Source organism: Streptomyces silvisoli (assembly GCF_029269905.1).
Lineage (GTDB): Bacteria > Actinomycetota > Actinomycetes > Streptomycetales > Streptomycetaceae > Streptantibioticus_A > Streptantibioticus_A silvisoli_A.
Genome location: NZ_JARJBC010000020.1, coordinates 1 through 17,488, shown reverse-complemented (window position 1 = coordinate 17,488; position 17,488 = coordinate 1). Strand labels below are relative to the sequence as shown.

Annotated in this window: 18 protein-coding genes and 1 rRNA gene; 12 read left to right on the top strand and 7 right to left on the bottom strand. The window is 69.7% G+C overall.

Annotated elements, in window-relative coordinates:
- Positions 1-4 precede the first annotated feature (4 nt).
- The 3 genes from pstC to pstB are packed head-to-tail and all read left to right on the top strand — an operon-like array spanning position 5 to position 2,866.
- On the top strand, positions 5-988 hold the full coding sequence (gene pstC, locus P3G67_RS26630) for a phosphate ABC transporter permease subunit PstC (protein WP_269858418.1): 984 nt from the start codon (positions 5-7) through the stop codon (positions 986-988).
- Positions 985-2,058 (top strand): phosphate ABC transporter permease PstA, encoded by a 1,074-nt coding sequence (gene pstA / locus P3G67_RS26625; protein ID WP_276095773.1) that lies wholly within the window; start codon positions 985-987, stop codon positions 2,056-2,058. Before pstC ends, pstA begins: the two co-directional genes overlap by 4 nt.
- Before the next feature lie 28 nt (positions 2,059-2,086).
- Positions 2,087-2,866, top strand: a complete 780-nt coding sequence (gene pstB / locus P3G67_RS26620) for a phosphate ABC transporter ATP-binding protein PstB (protein ID WP_269858416.1) — start codon at positions 2,087-2,089, stop codon at positions 2,864-2,866.
- Positions 2,867-3,009: 143 nt separating this feature from the next.
- On the opposite strand, the gene P3G67_RS26615 is transcribed toward pstB, so the two are convergent.
- Both P3G67_RS26615 and P3G67_RS26610 read right to left on the bottom strand, forming a co-directional pair.
- The gene (locus P3G67_RS26615) at positions 3,010-4,005 is read right to left on the bottom strand and encodes an inorganic phosphate transporter (protein ID WP_269858415.1); all 996 of its coding nucleotides are present in this window, start codon (positions 4,003-4,005) and stop codon (positions 3,010-3,012) included.
- Between the two features lie 5 nt (positions 4,006-4,010).
- Complete coding sequence (locus P3G67_RS26610; protein ID WP_269858414.1) at positions 4,011-4,631, bottom strand: DUF47 domain-containing protein; 621 nt, start codon at positions 4,629-4,631, stop codon at positions 4,011-4,013.
- 192 nt (positions 4,632-4,823) lie between these two features.
- On the opposite strand from P3G67_RS26610, the gene P3G67_RS26605 reads away from it, so the two are divergent.
- The gene (locus P3G67_RS26605; RefSeq protein ID WP_269858413.1) at positions 4,824-5,177 is read left to right on the top strand and encodes a metal-sensitive transcriptional regulator; all 354 of its coding nucleotides are present in this window, start codon (positions 4,824-4,826) and stop codon (positions 5,175-5,177) included.
- A gap of 74 nt (positions 5,178-5,251) precedes the next feature.
- Here the strand turns inward: P3G67_RS26605 and P3G67_RS26600 are convergent, their stop codons facing one another.
- Positions 5,252-5,458 carry a hypothetical protein gene (locus P3G67_RS26600; protein WP_276095772.1) on the bottom strand — a complete coding sequence of 69 codons (207 nt, stop codon included), beginning with the start codon at positions 5,456-5,458 and terminating at the stop codon, positions 5,252-5,254.
- 149 nt (positions 5,459-5,607) lie between these two features.
- On the opposite strand from P3G67_RS26600, the gene P3G67_RS26595 reads away from it, so the two are divergent.
- Together P3G67_RS26595 and P3G67_RS26590 are read left to right on the top strand one after the other, a co-directional pair.
- Entirely contained in the window at positions 5,608-5,784 is a 177-nt protein-coding gene (locus P3G67_RS26595; protein WP_276095771.1) for a hypothetical protein, read from the top strand.
- Between the two features lie 109 nt (positions 5,785-5,893).
- Positions 5,894-7,432, top strand: coding sequence for an FAD-dependent oxidoreductase (locus P3G67_RS26590; RefSeq protein WP_269858412.1), 1,539 nt, complete (start codon positions 5,894-5,896; stop codon positions 7,430-7,432).
- Positions 7,433-7,460: 28 nt separating this feature from the next.
- Here P3G67_RS26590 and P3G67_RS26585 read toward each other — a convergent pair whose 3' ends face one another.
- Together P3G67_RS26585 and P3G67_RS26580 are read right to left on the bottom strand one after the other, a co-directional pair.
- Positions 7,461-8,156: a phosphatase PAP2 family protein gene (locus P3G67_RS26585; RefSeq protein WP_276095770.1), complete on the bottom strand. Its 696-nt coding sequence runs from the start codon at positions 8,154-8,156 to the stop codon at positions 7,461-7,463.
- A 204-nt stretch (positions 8,157-8,360) separates the two neighbouring features.
- Positions 8,361-9,377, bottom strand: coding sequence for an NlpC/P60 family protein (locus P3G67_RS26580; RefSeq protein WP_391858355.1), 1,017 nt, complete (start codon positions 9,375-9,377; stop codon positions 8,361-8,363).
- 279 nt (positions 9,378-9,656) lie between these two features.
- Between P3G67_RS26580 and P3G67_RS26575 the strand changes: the two genes are divergently transcribed.
- From P3G67_RS26575 to P3G67_RS26550, 6 genes are all read left to right on the top strand, one after another.
- Complete coding sequence (locus P3G67_RS26575) at positions 9,657-9,965, top strand: hypothetical protein (protein ID WP_255932164.1); 309 nt, start codon at positions 9,657-9,659, stop codon at positions 9,963-9,965.
- 82 nt (positions 9,966-10,047) lie between these two features.
- Entirely contained in the window at positions 10,048-10,875 is an 828-nt protein-coding gene (locus P3G67_RS26570; protein ID WP_276095769.1) for a hypothetical protein, read from the top strand.
- On the top strand, positions 10,865-12,169 hold the full coding sequence (locus tag P3G67_RS26565) for a hypothetical protein (protein WP_276095768.1): 1,305 nt from the start codon (positions 10,865-10,867) through the stop codon (positions 12,167-12,169). The genes P3G67_RS26570 and P3G67_RS26565 overlap by 11 nt, the downstream gene beginning before the upstream one ends.
- Positions 12,166-13,692 (top strand): SCO6880 family protein, encoded by a 1,527-nt coding sequence (locus P3G67_RS26560; RefSeq protein ID WP_269858408.1) that lies wholly within the window; start codon positions 12,166-12,168, stop codon positions 13,690-13,692. The genes P3G67_RS26565 and P3G67_RS26560 overlap by 4 nt, the downstream gene beginning before the upstream one ends.
- Positions 13,693-13,759: 67 nt before the next feature.
- Positions 13,760-15,124, top strand: coding sequence for an ATP-binding protein (locus P3G67_RS26555; protein WP_269858509.1), 1,365 nt, complete (start codon positions 13,760-13,762; stop codon positions 15,122-15,124).
- 65 nt (positions 15,125-15,189) lie between these two features.
- Positions 15,190-16,752, top strand: coding sequence for a type IV secretory system conjugative DNA transfer family protein (locus tag P3G67_RS26550; protein ID WP_276095767.1), 1,563 nt, complete (start codon positions 15,190-15,192; stop codon positions 16,750-16,752).
- An 8-nt stretch (positions 16,753-16,760) separates the two neighbouring features.
- On the opposite strand, the gene P3G67_RS26545 is transcribed toward P3G67_RS26550, so the two are convergent.
- Positions 16,761-17,270, bottom strand: coding sequence for a GNAT family N-acetyltransferase (locus P3G67_RS26545; RefSeq protein ID WP_276095766.1), 510 nt, complete (start codon positions 17,268-17,270; stop codon positions 16,761-16,763).
- A 96-nt stretch (positions 17,271-17,366) separates the two neighbouring features.
- Positions 17,367-17,483, bottom strand: a 5S ribosomal RNA gene (rrf, locus tag P3G67_RS26540).
- Positions 17,484-17,488 lie beyond the last annotated feature (5 nt).

The following is a 17,488-nucleotide window of genomic DNA, read 5'->3' as shown; positions in this document are numbered from 1 at the left end:
CCCCATGGACATAGTGAACACATCCGGGGAACACCCCCCGCCCTCCCGGCAGCCCGCCGTGACCCGGCCCGGTGACCGGGTCTTCCTCGGCCTGTCGCGCGGATCCGGCATCCTGCTGCTGGTGATCATGGCCGCGATCGCGGTCTTCCTCACCGTGCGGGCGATCCACGCGATCTCGCTGGACCACTCCAACTTCTTCACCACGTTCGAGTGGAACGCCAGCCTCACCCCGCCGTCCTTCGGCATCGCCGTGCTCGCCTACGGCACGGTGGTCAGCTCGCTGATCGCGATGATCATCGCGGTGCCGGTCTCGGTCGGCATCGCGCTGTTCATCACGCACTACGCGCCGCGCAGGCTGGCCTCGCCGCTGGCGTACCTGGTCGACCTGCTCGCCGCCGTCCCCAGCATCGTCTACGGCCTGTGGGGCGGCCTGTATCTGGTGCCGCACCTGCAGGGCCTGAACCTGTGGCTGAACGAGTACCTGAGCTGGACCGGGATCTTCCACAAGTCCGACCCGAGCAGCGCGGCCCGTTCACTGTTCACCGTCGGCATCCTGCTGGCGATCATGATCGTCCCGATCATCACCAACGTCAGCCGTGAGGTCTTCCGGCAGGTGCCCAGGGCGCACGAGGAGGCGGCGCTGGCGCTGGGCGCGACCCGCTGGGAGGTGGTGCGGATGTCCGTGCTGCCGTTCGCCCGCTCCGGCATCATCTCCGCCTCAATGCTGGGCCTCGGCCGCGCGCTCGGCGAGACCATGGCGGTGGCCACCGTGCTGTCCGCGTCGCCGGTGCTCAGCCTGCGGCTGCTCGACCCGGTCGGCGGAACGTTCGCGCAGAACATCGCCGCGAAGTTCGCCGAGGCGGACAACTTCGGGCGGGACGCACTGATCGCCTCCGGTCTGGTGCTGTTCGTCATCACCCTGCTCGTCAACGGCGCGGCCCGGCTGATCATCGCCCGCCGCAAGGAGTACTCGGGGGCCAACGCATGAGCGACGTCGCCTACCAGGACGCGCCCGCCACCGCGCCGTCGCAGTCGCCGCTGGCGCACCGCCGGATACCGCGCTGGGCTCCGGCCGGATTCGCGGTCGCCGCCGTCGCCCTCGGCTGCGGCATCGGCGCGGGCGCCGGTCTCGCGAGCCGTCTGCAGTGGGGCCTGATCTCGCTGCTGCTGTTCATCGGTCTGACGTACGCGATCACCGCGGGCGTCGAGGGCCGCCGTCAGGCCAAGGACCGGGTGGCGACCAGCCTGGTCTGGGCCTGCTTCGTGGTCGCCGTGGTGCCGCTGTACTCGCTGTTGCAGACCACCATCAGCAAGGGCGTGAAGGTGCTGGACGGCAACTTCCTGTCCCACTCGATGGGCGGCGTGATCACCACCCAGCCGGGCGGCGGTGTCTACCACGCGGTCATCGGCACCCTGGAGCAGGTCGGCCTGGCCTCGCTGATCGCGGTGCCGGTCGGCCTGCTGACCGCGATCTACCTCGTGGAGTACGGGCGCGGCAAGCTGGCGAAGGTCGTCACGTTCTTCGTGGACGTGATGACCGGTGTGCCGTCGATCGTGGCGGGTCTGTTCATCCTCGCCTTCTGGATCATCATCCTGGGCTTCGGCTACTCCGGCTTCGCCGGCGCGCTGGCGCTGGCGATCCTGATGATGCCGGTGGTGGTGCGCTCCACGGAGGAGATGCTCAAGCTCGTGCCCAACGAGCTGCGGGAGGCGTCGCTGGCGCTGGGCGTGCCGAAGTGGCGCACGATCCTCAAGGTCGTGCTGCCCACGTCGATCGGCGGCATCCTGACCGGTGTCATGCTGGCCGTCGCACGTATCGCCGGTGAGACGGCGCCGGTGCTGCTGTTGGTCTTCGGCAACCAGTTGATCAACAACAACCCGTTCAGCGGTGCCCAGTCCTCACTGCCGTACTACGTGTACGAGCAGTACACCAACGGCAACGACGCGTCGTTCGACCGGGCGTGGGCGGCTGCGCTGGTGCTGATCGCCTTCGTCATGATCCTGAACCTGGTCGCCAGGGGCATCGCCCGCTGGAAGGCCCCCAAGACCGGCCGCTGAGCCTTACCGCAGAAGAGAAGTGATCCACATGGCCAAGCGCATCGACGTCAGCGGCCTTTCCGCCTACTACGGCACCCACCGCGCCATCGAGGACATCTCGATGACCGTGGAGCCGCGCTCCGTGACCGCCTTCATCGGGCCGTCCGGCTGCGGCAAGTCCACCTTCCTGCGCACCCTGAACCGGATGCACGAGGTCACCCCCGGTGGCCGCGTCGAGGGCAAGGTGATGCTGGACGACGAGAACCTGTACGGCGCCGGGGTGGACCCGGTGGCGGTGCGGCGCACCGTCGGCATGGTGTTCCAGCGGCCCAACCCGTTCCCCACCATGTCGATCTACGACAACGTGGCGGCGGGACTGCGGCTGAACGGGACGGCGCGCAAGAAGTCGGAGCTCGACGGGATCGTCGAGAAGTCGCTCAAGGGCGCCAACCTGTGGAACGAGGTCAAGGACCGGCTGAACAAGCCGGGCGCGGGGCTGTCCGGCGGTCAGCAGCAGCGGCTGTGCATCGCGCGGGCGATCGCCGTGGAGCCGCAGGTGCTGCTGATGGACGAGCCGTGCTCGGCGCTCGACCCGATCTCGACGCTGGCCATCGAGGATCTGATCGGGGAGCTGAAGGAGCGGTTCACGATCGTGATCGTGACGCACAACATGCAGCAGGCGGCCCGGGTCTCGGACCGCACCGCGTTCTTCAACCTGGCGGGCGTGGGCCAGCCGGGGCGGCTGATCGAGATCGACGAGACGCAGCGGATCTTCTCCAACCCGTCCGTCCAGGCCACCGAGGACTACATCTCCGGCCGCTTCGGCTGAGCCGCGCGGTCGCCTGACGCTCGGGCTTCGGATCTGCCTGCGGTGCTGCATGGCGGTGCCACCGCAGGCCAAGGGCCCGCCCCCTCCGGGGGCGGGCCCTGTTTTCCGTCGGAGGGCCGGGGCGAGCCCCGGCGAGGGCTCACTCAGGCGAAGAGGAGTTTGACCACCAGGTACGCGAGTGCGGCGACACCCGCGGCGGCCGGCATGGTGATGAACCAGCCCAGGACGATGTTCTTGGCGACGCCCCAGCGCACCGCCTTGACCCGCTTCGTCGCGCCGACGCCCATGATCGAGGACGTGATGACGTGGGTGGTCGAGATCGGCGCCTTGAAGATGTACGACGTGATGTAGAGGATCACCGCCGATGTCGTCTCCGAGGCGAAGCCCTGCGGCGGGTCCAGTTCGATGATCTTGCGGCCGAGGGTCCGCATGATCCGCCAGCCGCCCGCGTACGTGCCCAGCGACAGCATCAGCGCGGTGACGATCTTGACCCAGATCGGGATGCCGCTGCCGGACTGGACGCCGGAGATGGTGAGCGCCATCACCACGACACCCATGGTCTTCTGCGCGTCCTGCAGGCCGTGGCCGAGCGCCATGCCCGCCGCCGAGACGGTCTGCGCGACCCGGAAGCCGCGCTTGGCCTTGTGCGGATTGGCGCGGCGGAAGAGCCACAGGATCAGCAGCATCACCAGGTAGCCGACGATCAGGCCGACGATCGGCGAGAGCACCATCGGGATGATGATCTTGTCGATCACGCCCGACCAGTGCACGGTGCTGGCCCCGGCCAGCGCGGCGCCGACCAGTCCACCGAACAGGGCGTGGCTGGAGGACGACGGCAGCCCGTAGTACCAGGTCGTGAGGTTCCAGACGATGGCTCCGGCCAGCGCGGCGAACAGGATCGCCATGCCGTGTCTGCCGCTCGGCGCCTCGATCAGCCCCTTGCTGACCGTCTGCGCGACCCCGCTGCCCAGGAAGGCACCCGCCAGGTTCATCACCGCGGCCATCGCCAGCGCCGCCTTGGGCGTAAGGGCCCGGGTGGAGATGGAGGTCGCGATCGCGTTCGCGGAGTCGTGGAAGCCGTTGGTGTACGTGAAGAAGAGCGCGACGCCGATGACGACGACGAGTGCGAAGGTGTCCACCGCGGTCAGGACTCCTTGACCGCGATGGTCTCCACCGTGTTCGCGACGTGCTCGAACGCGTCGGCGGCCTCTTCCAGCACGTCGACGATCTGCTTGAGCTTGAGTACGTCCATGGCCTCGTACTTGCCGTTGAACAGGTGCGCGAGCAGCTTGCGGTGGATCTGGTCCGCCTGGTTCTCCAGCCGGTTGACCTCGATCCAGTACTCGGTGAGGTTCTGCATCGTGCGCAGGTTCGGCATCGCCTCCGCGGTCAGCTCCGCGGCCCGCGCCAGCACCTCGATCTGCTGCTCGACGCCCTTGGGAAGCTCCTCGATCTGGTAGAGGACCACCAGGTCGACGGCCTCTTCCATGTAGTCCATGATGTCGTCCAGCGAACCGGCGAGGCTGTAGATGTCCTCGCGGTCGAACGGCGTGATGAACGACGAGTTCAGCTGGTGGAAGATGGCGTGCGTCGCGTCGTCGCCCGCGTGTTCCGCGGCGCGCATCCGGTCGGCGATCTCGGCGCGTGCGGAGGAGTCCGCCCCGAGCAGTTCCATCAGAAGCTTCGATCCTGTGACGATGTTGTCCGCTGACGCGGCGAACATGTCGTAGAAGCTCGTCTCCCTGGGGGTCAGACGAAGGCGCACTGGGGGTCCTCGGGGTGCTCTGGGGTCGGTCTCGTCGATGCTAGGTGCATCATCCGGCCACTGCGAAGCGGCGTCATCCAGTGTCGCCCATAGGACAGAGTGCTCCATACAGGTGGGTCCCAACCGGGACCGATTCGGTATCATATACCCGCAGGGGGTATAACGGGCACGCCAGGACCGGAGGACGAGGGCATGACGGTTGACGACACGGCGCGGCCCCCGGCGGACCCCGCCGCCGCGCACTCCTCGGCCAGCCCGCCGGGGCCGCACGGCTACTCCAAGCAGAAGGACCAGCACCTCAAGCGGCTGCGCAGGATCGAGGGCCAGATCCGCGGCCTCCAGCGCATGGTCGAGGAGGACGTCTACTGCGTCGACATCCTCACCCAGGTCTCGGCGGGCACCAAGGCGCTCCAGTCGTTCGCGCTGCAGCTGCTGGAGGAGCACCTACGGCACTGTGTGGCCGACGCGGCGATCAAGGGCGGCCCGGAAGCGGACGCCAAGGTGGCCGAGGCCACCGCCGCGATCGCCCGACTGCTCAGGACCTAGCAGACACCCAACAGACGCAGGATTTAACGGACATTGCGGACTTACCGCACTCCGAAGGTCCACGCGAAGCGGCCTCACCGCACCCGCTGGCCGTGCAACGGCACCCGCGCCGCACCACCACCGGTCCGGCGCACCTCAAGCACCTCGTCTATCCGCGCGGTGCTCAACCGTTCCTCGCCGACCGCCGATGCCGCGATCATCAACTCGCCGCACAGCTCGATCTCGGCGAGGGCCACGCGGTCCTGATGGTCCGTCGTCTGGGACCCGCACGACGACCCCACGTGCGCCACCTCCTCGTCCAAGAACGCCGGGGTTCCGGATGTCCAGCCTAGGGAGCGGCGCGCAGGCGGCGCATGGCACGTAAGGACCATTTCGCCCCGCTCTCGAACGCCGGGTTCCGAGCCTCGACGCGACCAGGTAGCGTTGTTGCGTGCTCAACCAGCATGAGGACCGGCACACCGAATCCCCCGCCCTGCTCCATCGGACGACGACGGTCGAACGAGGTGCGTTCGCCATGGGCCGCTGCAGTTGCGGCTGGACGGGTCCCGCACGGCGGGCCCGGGACAGCGCACGGCGTGACGCGGCACGCCACATCGACACGCCCTGAGCGCAGTTGGCGCCCGGCACACCCTGACGCCGATTGACAGTACGGCGGAACCGTTGACCCGCCGGCGGCAGTCCCCATCCGTAAAACCCCTAGCCAAAGGATGCTGCGGATGGTCGACCGGCGATCACTGCTGCGCGGGAGCGCTGGCCTCGGCCTGGCCGCCGTCGCACTGCCCTCCTGCGCCACCACCGGAGCGGCCCACGCCGCCCCGGTCAACGCCCGTAACGCCAGCGCCAAGGGCGCCTCCGCGCCCGACTGGTCGGCGCTCGCCCGCGGGCTGCACGGCAAGTTGATACGGCCCGCGGACGCGGACTACGACATCGGCCGCAGGCTGTACAACACGCGCTTCGACGGGCAGCGCCCGGCCGCCCTGGCCTACATAGCCAACACCGCCGACATAGCGGAGTGCCTGGCCTTCGCCCGCCGCACCGGCGTCCCGGTCTCCATACGCAACGGCGGCCATTCCTATGCCGGTTGGTCCTCCGGCAACGGGCGCCTGGTGATCGACGTCTCCAAGCTGTCGGCCATCTCCGTCTCCGGCGGCGCCGCGACCATCGGCGCGGGCGCCAAGCTGATCGACGTCTACAACACCCTCGGCGGGCACGGCGTGACCATACCCGCCGGCTCCTGCCCGACGGTCGGCGTCTCCGGCCTCACCCTCGGCGGCGGCCACGGGGTCACCGCCCGCGCGTACGGGCTGACCTGCGACAACCTCACCGGCGCCACCCTGGTCACCGCCGACGGCAAGACCATCACCGCGGACGCCCGCACCAACGCGGACCTGTTCTGGGCGCTGCGCGGCGCGGGCAACGGCAACTTCGGCGTCGTGACCGAACTGCGCTTCCGCACCCACCCCGCGCCCGCCTGCGTCACCGCCTACATGACCTGGCCCTGGTCGAAGGCGACCGCGGCGATCAGCGCCTGGCAGGAGTGGGGTCCGGACCAGCCGGACGAGATCTGGTCGTCGCTGCACCTGGACTGCGCGGCCGGCGGCTCGCCCACCCTGTCGGTCGCCGCCTTCTCCCTCGGCTCGTACTCCGACCTGCAGAACGCGGTGGACCGACTGGCCCAGCGGATCGGCGGCCCGGCCAGGAGTGTTTCGCTGCGCCGCCACACCTACCTCGACGCGATGAACTCCTACGCGGGCTGCACCGACCGCACTCCGAGCCAGTGCCATCTGCCGGGCCGCACTCCGGGGCGCACGCCCAGCGGTCAACTGGACCGGGAGACCTACACCGCGCGCTCCGACTTCTACGACCGTTCGCTGTCCGCGGCGGGCGCGGCCGCGCTGGTGGCCCAGTTGGAGCGGCTGCGGTCGGCCTCCGGCGGCGGTGCGGGCAGCGCCGCACTGACCGCGCTGGGCGGTGCGGTGAATCGGGTGGCGCCGGGGGCGACCGCGTTCGTCCACCGCCGCTCGCGATTCCTCGCGCAGTACATCGCCTCCGGCCCGCTGAGCGGGACCGGCTGGCTGGACGGCGCGCACCGGGCGATGCGCCCTTACGCCTCCGGCGCGGCGTACCAGAACTACATCGACCCGACGCTGACCGACTGGCGGCGCGCCTACTACGGCTCGGCCGCCGACCAGCTGGCCGCGGTCAAGCGCAAGTACGACCCGAACCGCCTCTTCGACTTCCCGCAGGCGATCTAGCGGTTCACGGGGCCTCGCCGCCGACGCGTCAGGCGGCGAGGTCCTTGTCGCACGCCGTCGGCTCCGGGTACGGCTCCCCGCGTACCGGCGCCTTGCGCACCGTCTTGGCGGACCGGACCAGGGCACCCGCCCAGGTCCGGGCGAGCGCCGTCATGGCCGGCCCGAGCAGCAGCATCGCCAGCGGGGCGAGCAGCAGCGCGGTCGCCGTGCCCAGGGCGAAGCCGCCGATCACATCGGTCGGATAGTGCACCCCCACGAACACCCGGGTGAACCCCTCGGTCATCGCCAGGGCGATACCGGTCAGCCCGGCCCTGCGGTGGACCATGAACAGGCCGACGCCGACCGCCATGGTGAACGCCGAGCGGTCGCTGACGAACGAGAAGCCCGACGTGCCGTGCAGCAGCACATCGAGGTTCTGGTGGTCGGCGAACGGCCGGGGCCGCTGCACCAGGGAGCGCACCGGGACGTTCAGCAGTACCGCGATCAGGGCAGCGAGCCCGGCCCACACCACGCCCGCCACGGCCGACGGGGCGTCATCCCCCTGTCGCCGGGCACCCCGCCACCAGCTGACCAGCAGCAGCACGGCCATCGCCGCGACCAGACCGTACTGGCCGATGAACTCAACCGTGCGGTCCAGCCAGCCGGGGGCGTACCGGGCCAGGTCGTTGATGTTGTAGAGCAGACCGACGTCGGGGTTCTGACCGTCGAACGCCAGCTCGTTCATGGTGAGCCGCCCCTCCGCCTAGTAACCGATCGCCGGTCGCGCACCAACCCCCGTTGTCGGCACAGTTCGTTCGTCGTTCCATTGAACGGGCAACACGGCAGGAAGCGTTCCGCCCTTACCGGAAGATCACCAGGAAGTTATACAAGGGAGACCCCGGCGAGCCCACCAGTGGCCACGGCTTGACCGCCGGTGACCACCGCCCCGTCAGTGCGACGCCGACGGCGATGGCAGGGCCTGCGCCCCGGCCTGCGTCACCCGTGTCGCGCCGATGTAGTCCGGTACGTCGATCGGGTCGAACCGGATGCTCGCCCCCGTGTGCGGAGCGTCGATCATATAGCCGCCACCGACGTAGATCCCCACGTGATGGATGCTGCGCGGGTCCGTCAGATCGGTGGCGAAGAACACCAGATCGCCCGGCAGGAGTTCATCACGACCGGGATGTGGACCGGCGTTCCACTGGTCGTTGGCCACCCGCGGCAGCTCGATCCCCACCGAGTGGTACGCGGCCTGCGTCAACCCCGAGCAGTCGAACCGCCCGTTGTCCGCGGCCGTCCCGGTACCGCCCCACAGGTACGGCGTGCCCAGCTTCGACTGGGCGAACTCGATCGCACCGGCCGCCTGCTGCGTGGGCGGGACCCGGCCCACCGGCGCCGAGAAGCTCTGCGCCAGGGTGCGGATCGACTTCACGTAGTCGCGGGTCTCGGCGTACGCCGGGATGCCCTGGGCCGCGATGACCGCATAGGCGCCCGCGTTGTAGGCGGCCAGCATGTTGTCGGTGTTGTCACCCGGCACGCCCTTGACGTCCTGGGCGAGTTGGCAGTCGTACGCGGCGGCCGACGGGATCGCGTCGGCCGGATCCCACACGTCGGGCTTGCCGTCGCCGTTGGCGTCGATGCCGTGGGTGGCCCAGGTGTCGGGCATGAACTGGGCGATACCCTCGGCCCCGACACCGCTGCGCGCGTTGGGGTTCCAGCCGCTTTCGGTGTACAACTGGGCGGCCAGCAAAGGCGGACTGATGGCGGGACACATCGTGCCGTACCGCTCCACCAGCGGCTGGTACGCCGCGGGCACCGCGCCCGGCGCGAGACCGACCGCGCCGCCACCGCCGAGCAGCGACGCGGCGGCCGAATAGGTACCGATGACCAGCAGCGCGAGGAACGAAAAGCACACCCCGACGGCGATGATGACGATGAGCCAGGTCTTGCGCACTGTCCCGCCCAAGACGGCGTCCCTCCCTCGCCCCACATGCCGGTTCGTTGCTCTGAGCTACTTACCGTGATACACACAGTAATGACTACCGTAGGCTTCACAGTAGGCCCGGGGCCCCGTCGGACACCGGCCTGGGCCCCAGTGTGACCGTCAAGTCGCGAATCACACGGGGAATCCGCCGAGAAAGTCGCTCAGTCGACATCCACTGGCGACATTGTCGGCCAATATAGAGTCTGGATCCTTGCGCCTCCGCAAGGGTCCCAACTGATCATGCGGGGCGGTGAGTTATCCATGTTCCTGGCAGCCGGCAAAGGCGACATCAACACCATCATCGGCGGGATCGCACCAAACTGGGGTCCCTTCGGCAACCTCGGGAACGAGGCACGGGTGATGGTCGAGGTCGTGATGGCGGTGGCCATCCTGCTCTGCCTGGCGATCGCCATCTGGGGCGCGGCCAAACAACGCATCGGCGCCACGGCGCTACGCGATACGTTCAGCGCCGAGCAGGGTAAGGGTCTGATCATCGCCGGGCTGACCGGCGTGTTCATCATCGGCTCGCTCGGCACCCTGTTCACGATCGTGTACGGGATGGCGGTCTAGCCGCACCCGCGCCCCCAACGCCTACGTACGCCCCCGAAGGGCCCGTCCCCGGCCCCCAATCCCCCATCTAGGCTGCGTGCTGATGCCCACTCATCCGAGCCACCACGACCCTGACGACGCCACCACCACCCGGACCCGGCTGCCGGAGGGCGAGTCCGCCGCCCTGGCGGCGGGTCGCCGACCGGTCCGCACCTCGCGGACCATGGTGACCGTCGTCGGCGTGGTCGTGCTCCTCATCGCGGCACTGGCGTTCGCCACGAGGGGGTCGTCGGGCGGCGGCGCGGGCAGCGGGGGCGACGGCGCCAAGGGCGGTGGCCAGGCCGCCCCCACCGCGCCCACCGGAGTACGGCCGGTGAGCGGCAACACGTCGGGCATCGCCACCGGCTTCCCGAAGACCCAACAGGGCGCCCAGTCCGCCGCCGCGAACTACGCGGTGGCGCTGGGGGGTGACGGGATGTTCAAGACGAACACCCGGCACGCCGTCGTCGACGCGGTGTACACCGCCGACGCCGCGGCCAAGCTGAAGCCGACTCAGGACCAGGCGTACTCCAAGGACTTCCTCAGCAAGCTGGGGCTCGATGCCAACGGCAACCCGCCGTCCGGGATGACCTTCATCTCCCGCACCATTCCCGTGGGCACCAAGGTCGAGCAGTACGGCACGGACACCGCCACCGTCTCCGTCTGGTACACCGGCCTGATCGGCATGGCCGGAAACAGCTCCACCGACCCGGTCCACACCGACTGGATGACCTGGACCTTCAACCTGGTGTGGACGGGCTCCGACTGGAAGGTGGCCAGCGACTCGCAGAAGAACGGCCCGGCTCCCGTCCCCGGCGACGACACCGCGGCCACCGCGGCCGACATCGCCAAGGCGGTCTCGCAGTACGGAGGGTTCACCTATGCCAGGTAGGCCGCGTTACCGCATCGCCGGGCGGGTCGGAGCGTTGGCGGCCGTCCAGGCCGGGCTGGTACTGCTCGCGACGCGCGTGTGGGCTGCGCCCACGCCGAAGCCGTCCGGGTCCCCCTCGGTCTCGCCGAGCCCCAGCACCGGATGCGTCAACGCCGGTCCCGTGAGCGCCTACTGCCAGGGCGGCACGGGGAACACCGGACCCAGCACCCCCAGCCTCACCTCCACCCTCGACCCCCTCTCCTCGCTGGCCAAGGGCTGTGCCGACGCCGCCTCGTGGATCGTGGAGAAGCTCAGCCACCAGATCACCTCCACCTCCCAGGTGGACTTCACCAACCCCACCTTCCTGCGCCAGTACGCCGTCGTCTTCGCCGCCTCCACGATCCTCACGCTCGTGCTGTGGCTGCTCGCCGTCGCCAAGCGCGCGGTGCGCGGCGTACCGCTCACCGAGGCGCTGAGCGAGGCCGTCGGCTTCCTGTGGCTCACCGTGCTCGCCTCCGCCTTCACCCCGCTGGTCCTCTACACCGTCGTCTCCGCCGTGGACGCCGTCACTCAGGTCATCGGCTCGGGTACCGGCGCCCACAGCGACGTGTTCTTCGGCGCGTTCTCGGACGCGCTCAAGAAGGGCAACAGCATCGGCGGCGGCCCGATCATGCTGATCGTCGTCTCCCTCGTCTCGGTGGTCGCCGCGGGCGTGCTGTGGATGGAACTCGTCATTCGCGCCGCCCTCCTCTATGTCGGCGCGCTGCTGGGCACCGCCGTCTACGCGGGCCTGGTCGACAAGAACATGTGGCACCACGTACGCCGCTGGGCCGGAGTCATGATCGCGGTGATCCTGGTGAAGCCGGTCATCGTGGTCGTCCTCGGCCTCGCCGGAGCGCTGTCCGGGTCCGGCGGGCCGACGTCGTTCTCCGCCGTCGTCTCCGGCCTCGCCATCATCTTCCTGGCCATCTTCGCCAGCGCGATGATCTACCGCTTCGTACCGGGCTTCGGCGACGACGTGGTCAAGCTGCGCGGCGACCACAAGGCCGCCGGCAACCCGGCCGCCGCCCTCATCTCCTCGCCCGCCGCCCTGGTCAAGCAGGGCATCAAGACCCACAGCACCCGCGGCGTCCCCCAGGAGCAGACCGCGTCCGGCGGCGCCCAGCCCGCCGGCGCCGTCTCCGGCGGCATCGCCGCCCACAGCACCCGCGGCGGCAACACCCCGGCCACCCCTCCGGCCCCGGCGCCCGGCCGCGCCCCCTCGCCTCCCGCACCACGCACGTCAGACGTTAAGAACGGAGGGGACCGGTCGTGACGACCCAGCCGATCGCGCAGCGCCGCACCTACCTCATCGGCAAAGCGCGCCCGAACGCCATCGTCGGCAAGAACCGCGACACCGGCGAGATCACGCTGCTGGTCATCGGGGCGTTCATCGGCATGGTGTGGGGACTGGCCGTCACCATCCTGCCGCTGCGCATCGCCGGGCTGATCGGCTTCCCGCTCATGGCCTTCGCCGCGGTCTTCATGCCGTACCGGGGCCGCACCTTCTACCGCTGGTTCGAGATCAACCGCAGCTACCGCCGCACCCTGCGGCGCGGCGCCACCTACCGCTCGGCCGCCTCCGAGGCGGGCACCCGGCTGGACGGCCGGGAGGTGGAGGTCGGCCCGCCGCCCGGCATCGGCCAGGTCCACTGGCTCGCCGCGCCCTTCGGGCCGGACGAGATCGCGGTACTGCTCCACCTCGACCGGCGCACCGTCACCGCCGCCATCGAGATCGAGGGCCCCGGCGTCGGACTGCGCGACAGCGAGGACCAGGAGGCGCTGGTCGAGCGCTTCGGCACACTGCTCAAGCATGTCGCCAACGGCGACGGCTTCGTGACCCGGCTGCAGATGCTGGCCCGTACGCTGCCCGCCGACCCCGACGCGCACGCCAAGGACGTCGCCCAGCGCGGGGACGACAACTCCCCGGCCTGGCTGCGCGGTTCGTACGACCAGTTGCAGTCGATGGTCTCCACCTCGTCCGAGCAGCACCGCGCCTACCTGGTCGCCTGCATGCACTACACCCGGGACCTTGCCGCCGAGGCGCAGGCCATGGCCAAGGCCACCGGACACACCCGGGACGAGGGCCTGGCCATCGTCATGGCCCGCGAACTCAACGACATCTGCGCCCGCCTCACCGAGGCCGACATCCGGGTGCGCCAACCACTCGGCCAGGCCAGGCTCGCCTCGCTGCTGCACTCGATGTACGACCCGGACCACCCCATCGACCACATCCAGGCGATGACCCGCCGCAACGCCTGGCCCGCCGAACTCGACGCCACCCAGCCCACCTACCTCCAGGCCAAGACCCGCGAGTCGACCACGAGGGCGCCCTGGTGCCACGCCACCGCCTGGGTCAAGGAGTGGCCGCTGACGCCGGTCGGCGTCAACTTCCTCGCCCCGCTGCTGGTCCACACCCCGGACGTGATCCGTACCGTCGCCGTCACCATGGACCTGGAGCCCACCGACGTGGCGATCGAGCGGATGCTCACCGAGAAGACCAACGACGACGCGGAGGCCAGCCGCGCCGCCAAGATGAACCGGGTCGTCGACCCTCGCGACGTCGCACACCACACCCGGGTCGACCAACGCGGCGAGGACCTCGCCGCGGGCGCCGCCGGAGTGAACCTGGTCGGCTACATCACCGTCTCCGCCCGCTCTCCCGAGGAGTTGGCCCGCGACAAGCGCACCATCCGCGCCTCCGCCGGAAAGAGCTACCTCAAACTGGAGTGGTGCGACCGCGAGCACCACCGGGCCTTCGTCAACACCCTGCCGTTCGCGACCGGCATCCGCCGCTGAGGGGATGGCCACCATGCACAGCACCAGCCGTCCCACCGGCAGTCGGTAAGGAGAGCGCGTCATGGCCATGCTGGATCCGATCTCCGTCATCACCGACGCCTTCACCAGCTTCCTCTTCGGCAGGGTGGAGACCACCCGACTGCCGGTGCGTACCTCCACCGGCCAGGCCCAGGCCGTCTACCTGCCGACCGCCGCGCCCGGCCTCGGCGACTCCGGCGTGATCATCGGCCGCGAGGTGTACTCCGGCAAGGGCTACATCTACGACCCGTTCCAGCTCTACGGCCAGCAACTCCCCGCCCCGCACTGGCTGGTACTGGGCGAGTCGGGCAACGGCAAGTCGGCACTGGAGAAGACCTACGTACTGCGTCAACTGCGGTTCCGCGACCGGCAGGTGGTCGTACTGGACGCGCAGGGCGAGGACGGGGTCGGCGAATGGAACCTCATCGCACAGCAGTTGGGGATAACACCCATCCGCCTCGACCCCATGTCCGCGCTCGACGGCGGCATCAAGCTCAACCCACTGGACCCGTCGATCACCACCACCGGCCAGCTGGCGCTGCTGCGTACGATCATCGAGGTCGCGATGGGCCGCGGCCTGGACGAACGCTCCGGCTTCGCGCTGAAGGTCGCGCACGCCCACGCCGTGGAGTCGGTCACCGAACGCCAGCCCATCCTCACCGACATCGTGGAACGGCTGCGCCACCCCGCCGAGGTGTCGGCGGAGTCGATGAACGTCGACATAGACGACGTACGGGCCTGGGGCCTGGACGTGGCACTGGTGCTGGACCGGCTGGTCGACGGTGACCTGCGCGGCATGTTCGACGGTCCGACGACCGCGGGAATCGACCTGGACGCCCCGCTGATCGTCTTCGACCTGTCGCACATCGACCGCAACTCGATCGCCATGCCCATCCTGATGGCGATCGTCGGCGTCTGGCTGGAACACACCTGGATCAGGCCCGACCGGGTCAAGCGCATCTTCCTGGTGGAAGAGGCCTGGCACATCATCAACAGCCCGTTCGTCGCCCAGCTCTTCCAGCGGCTGCTGAAGTTCGGCCGCCGCCTCGGCCTGTCGTTCGTCGCCGTCGTCCACCACCTGTCCGACGTGGTGGACGGAGCGGCGGCCAGGGAGGCCGCGGCGATCCTCAAGATGGCGTCCACCCGCACCATCTACGCCCAGAAGGCCGACGAGGCCCGCGCCACCGGACGCGTACTGGGCCTGCCACGCTGGGCGGTGGAGATCATCCCCACGCTGACACCCGGCATCGCGGTGTGGGACGTCAACGGAAACGTACAGGTCGTCAAGCACCTCATCACCGAGGCCGAACGCCCCCTCGTCTACACCGACCGGGCGATGACGGAGGCATCCGCGGAACGCACCAAGGCCGAGGTCGACCTGGAGAAGCAACTCGCCGACGACGCGGTGGCCTGACCGGCGCTTCTGGCACCAACCGCGGCACGGTGGCGTGACGAGTGACGGCACGAACGGGTGAGGGCATGACGCAGCAGCGCCGCGAGGGCGGCATTCCGGACGGCCTGCTGGTGGCCATCATCGGCTTCCTGCTGGCTGTGACCGTCCTGGTGTGGACCGGCACCGGACTGAGCGGGCTGATCGCCCACGGCCGCTGGCCGGACGACCTGCACTTCACCCGCACACCGGTGGCGATGCGCGAACTCATCAGCGAGCCGAAGGACATGTCCGCCGCCTGGCCCCAGGTCCCGACCACCGACCTGCCCCGCCCCGGCCTCTTCTGGGGCGTGTTCATCGGCGAACTGCTGGTCCTGCTGGTGCTGACCGGCTTCGTCATCGGCACACTGACCCGCTACCGCGCGGTACGGGCGGCGGCCAGGCAGGCGAAGAACGCACCGCCCGCCGCCCACCCCACCCCGCTGCCCCGGCAGAAGCGCACGGAGACGGCACCACCCGAGCCCGCGGTCGAAGCCGTGCCGCACGACGGGGAGTTGCCGGTGCGCACGGCCGAAGTACCGCTGGCGGTACCGGCCGAACCCCCGGCCCCTGCCGTCCCTGTAGTGCCAACGGCACCAGCAGCGCCCGTGGCGCCTCGCGCGGACCGGTTGCCGGACGGCCAACTCGTCGGCAGCCATGTGCTGTTCGCCAGTCCGCGCGGCAGCGACAAGGGCAAGCGCGTCATCGAACCCACCGTCCTCGACGCCGAGGGGCCGGTGATCGTCACCTGTGCCGACGACCAGACCTGGCAGCAGACCGTCAGCGCCCGCGCCAAGCTCGGCCCGGTCCATCTCTTCGACCCCGAGCACCTGGTCGACGCCCCGGGCCGGTTGCGCTGGGCCCCGCACCACGGCTGCCAGGACCCGGCCATCGCCGCCTCCCGGGCCCGCGCGCTGCTGGCCCCGCTGCGCACCCACGACGTGACCGCCAACGACGCCGCCGCAACCCTGCTGCGCTGCTGGCTGCACGCGGCCGCCGTCGACGGCCAGCCGTTCCGGCAGCTGCACCGCTGGGCGTCCGGCTCCGGTGCGGCCGACCCGGTGCGCATCCTGCGCACCGCGCGGGACGCGGCGAGCGGCTGGAGCGGTGATCTGGAGGCTACCCTGCACGCCCATCCGGAGCGCAGGGACACCGCGCAGGGCCTCATCCAGCAGGCACTGTCCGGCCTCAACTCCATTCACATCAGGGACGCTTGCAACCCGGGACGAGCTGATGGGCTCGATCTGGAATCGTTTGTGAACGAGCGGGGAACACTGTATGTAGTGGGTGAGCCGCGCGAGGATCCGCGAGCCCACCCGGGTGCGATGCCCCTGCTCACCGCACTCGTATCAAGCGTGGTCGAGCACGGCCGGCGCATGGCCGCAGGGTCATCCCCCGGTCGGCTCGACCCACCAATGACCTGCGTCCTCGATGACATCGCGACGCTCGCCCCGATTCCCGAACTCCCGGCTCTGATGGCCGAAGGGCCTGCGGCGGGGATCCCGGTGCTCGCGGTACTCCGCTCCGAGGAGCAGGCCAGGCACCGCTGGCCGCGTCAGGAGGCCGAATCGATCTGGCGATCGGCCAACTCCCGGCTCAGCGAGGGGCGTTAGTCAAACGGTCAGTACGGACGCGCGAGCTCCATCTCGTACCCGGTGATGGACGGGTCCGGTGGATGCGGCGCGGATACGCCGGTCTTGCTGAACCCGAGCCGGGTGTAGAAGGCGAACGCCCGCGGATTCGCACCGGTCACCCACAACCGCACCCGCTCAACCTCATGCTGCCGCCATGACCACTCAACAGCCGCCCGCAGCAGGCGCTCCGCGGTATCGCTCCCGCGCACATCGGGCCGTACGTACATCCCGACGACATGGGTCTGCGGGATCGGATACTCGGTGCCGGTCTCCATCAGCACGGTCGCCGAACCGACCCAGAGGCCGCTGCCGTCCTCGGCCACGAATCCGGTGCTCTGCTGGGCACGGCGCTGCCACTCCTCGTCGGTCAGCTCCGCCTCGCGCTGGTAGGTCGAGGCGAACGCGAGACGCGCCACCGGGTCGCTCAGCGCCGCAAGGCGAAGTTCCTTGATCCGCCGCCACTCTTCGGGGGCCGCTGTCCGGATGCCATATACCATCCGGGGATCATCGCACCGGGGGCCGTGGCGGGACAACGCAAAAAAGCCGTTCCCCCGGGGCCAGTCAAGGCCCCGGGGGAACGGCTATCACAATTTGTTCGGCGGTGTCCTACTCTCCCACAGGGTCCCCCCTGCAGTACCATCGGCGCTGAAAGGCTTAGCTTCCGGGTTCGGAATGTAACCGGGCGTTTCCCTAACGCTATGACCACCGAAACACT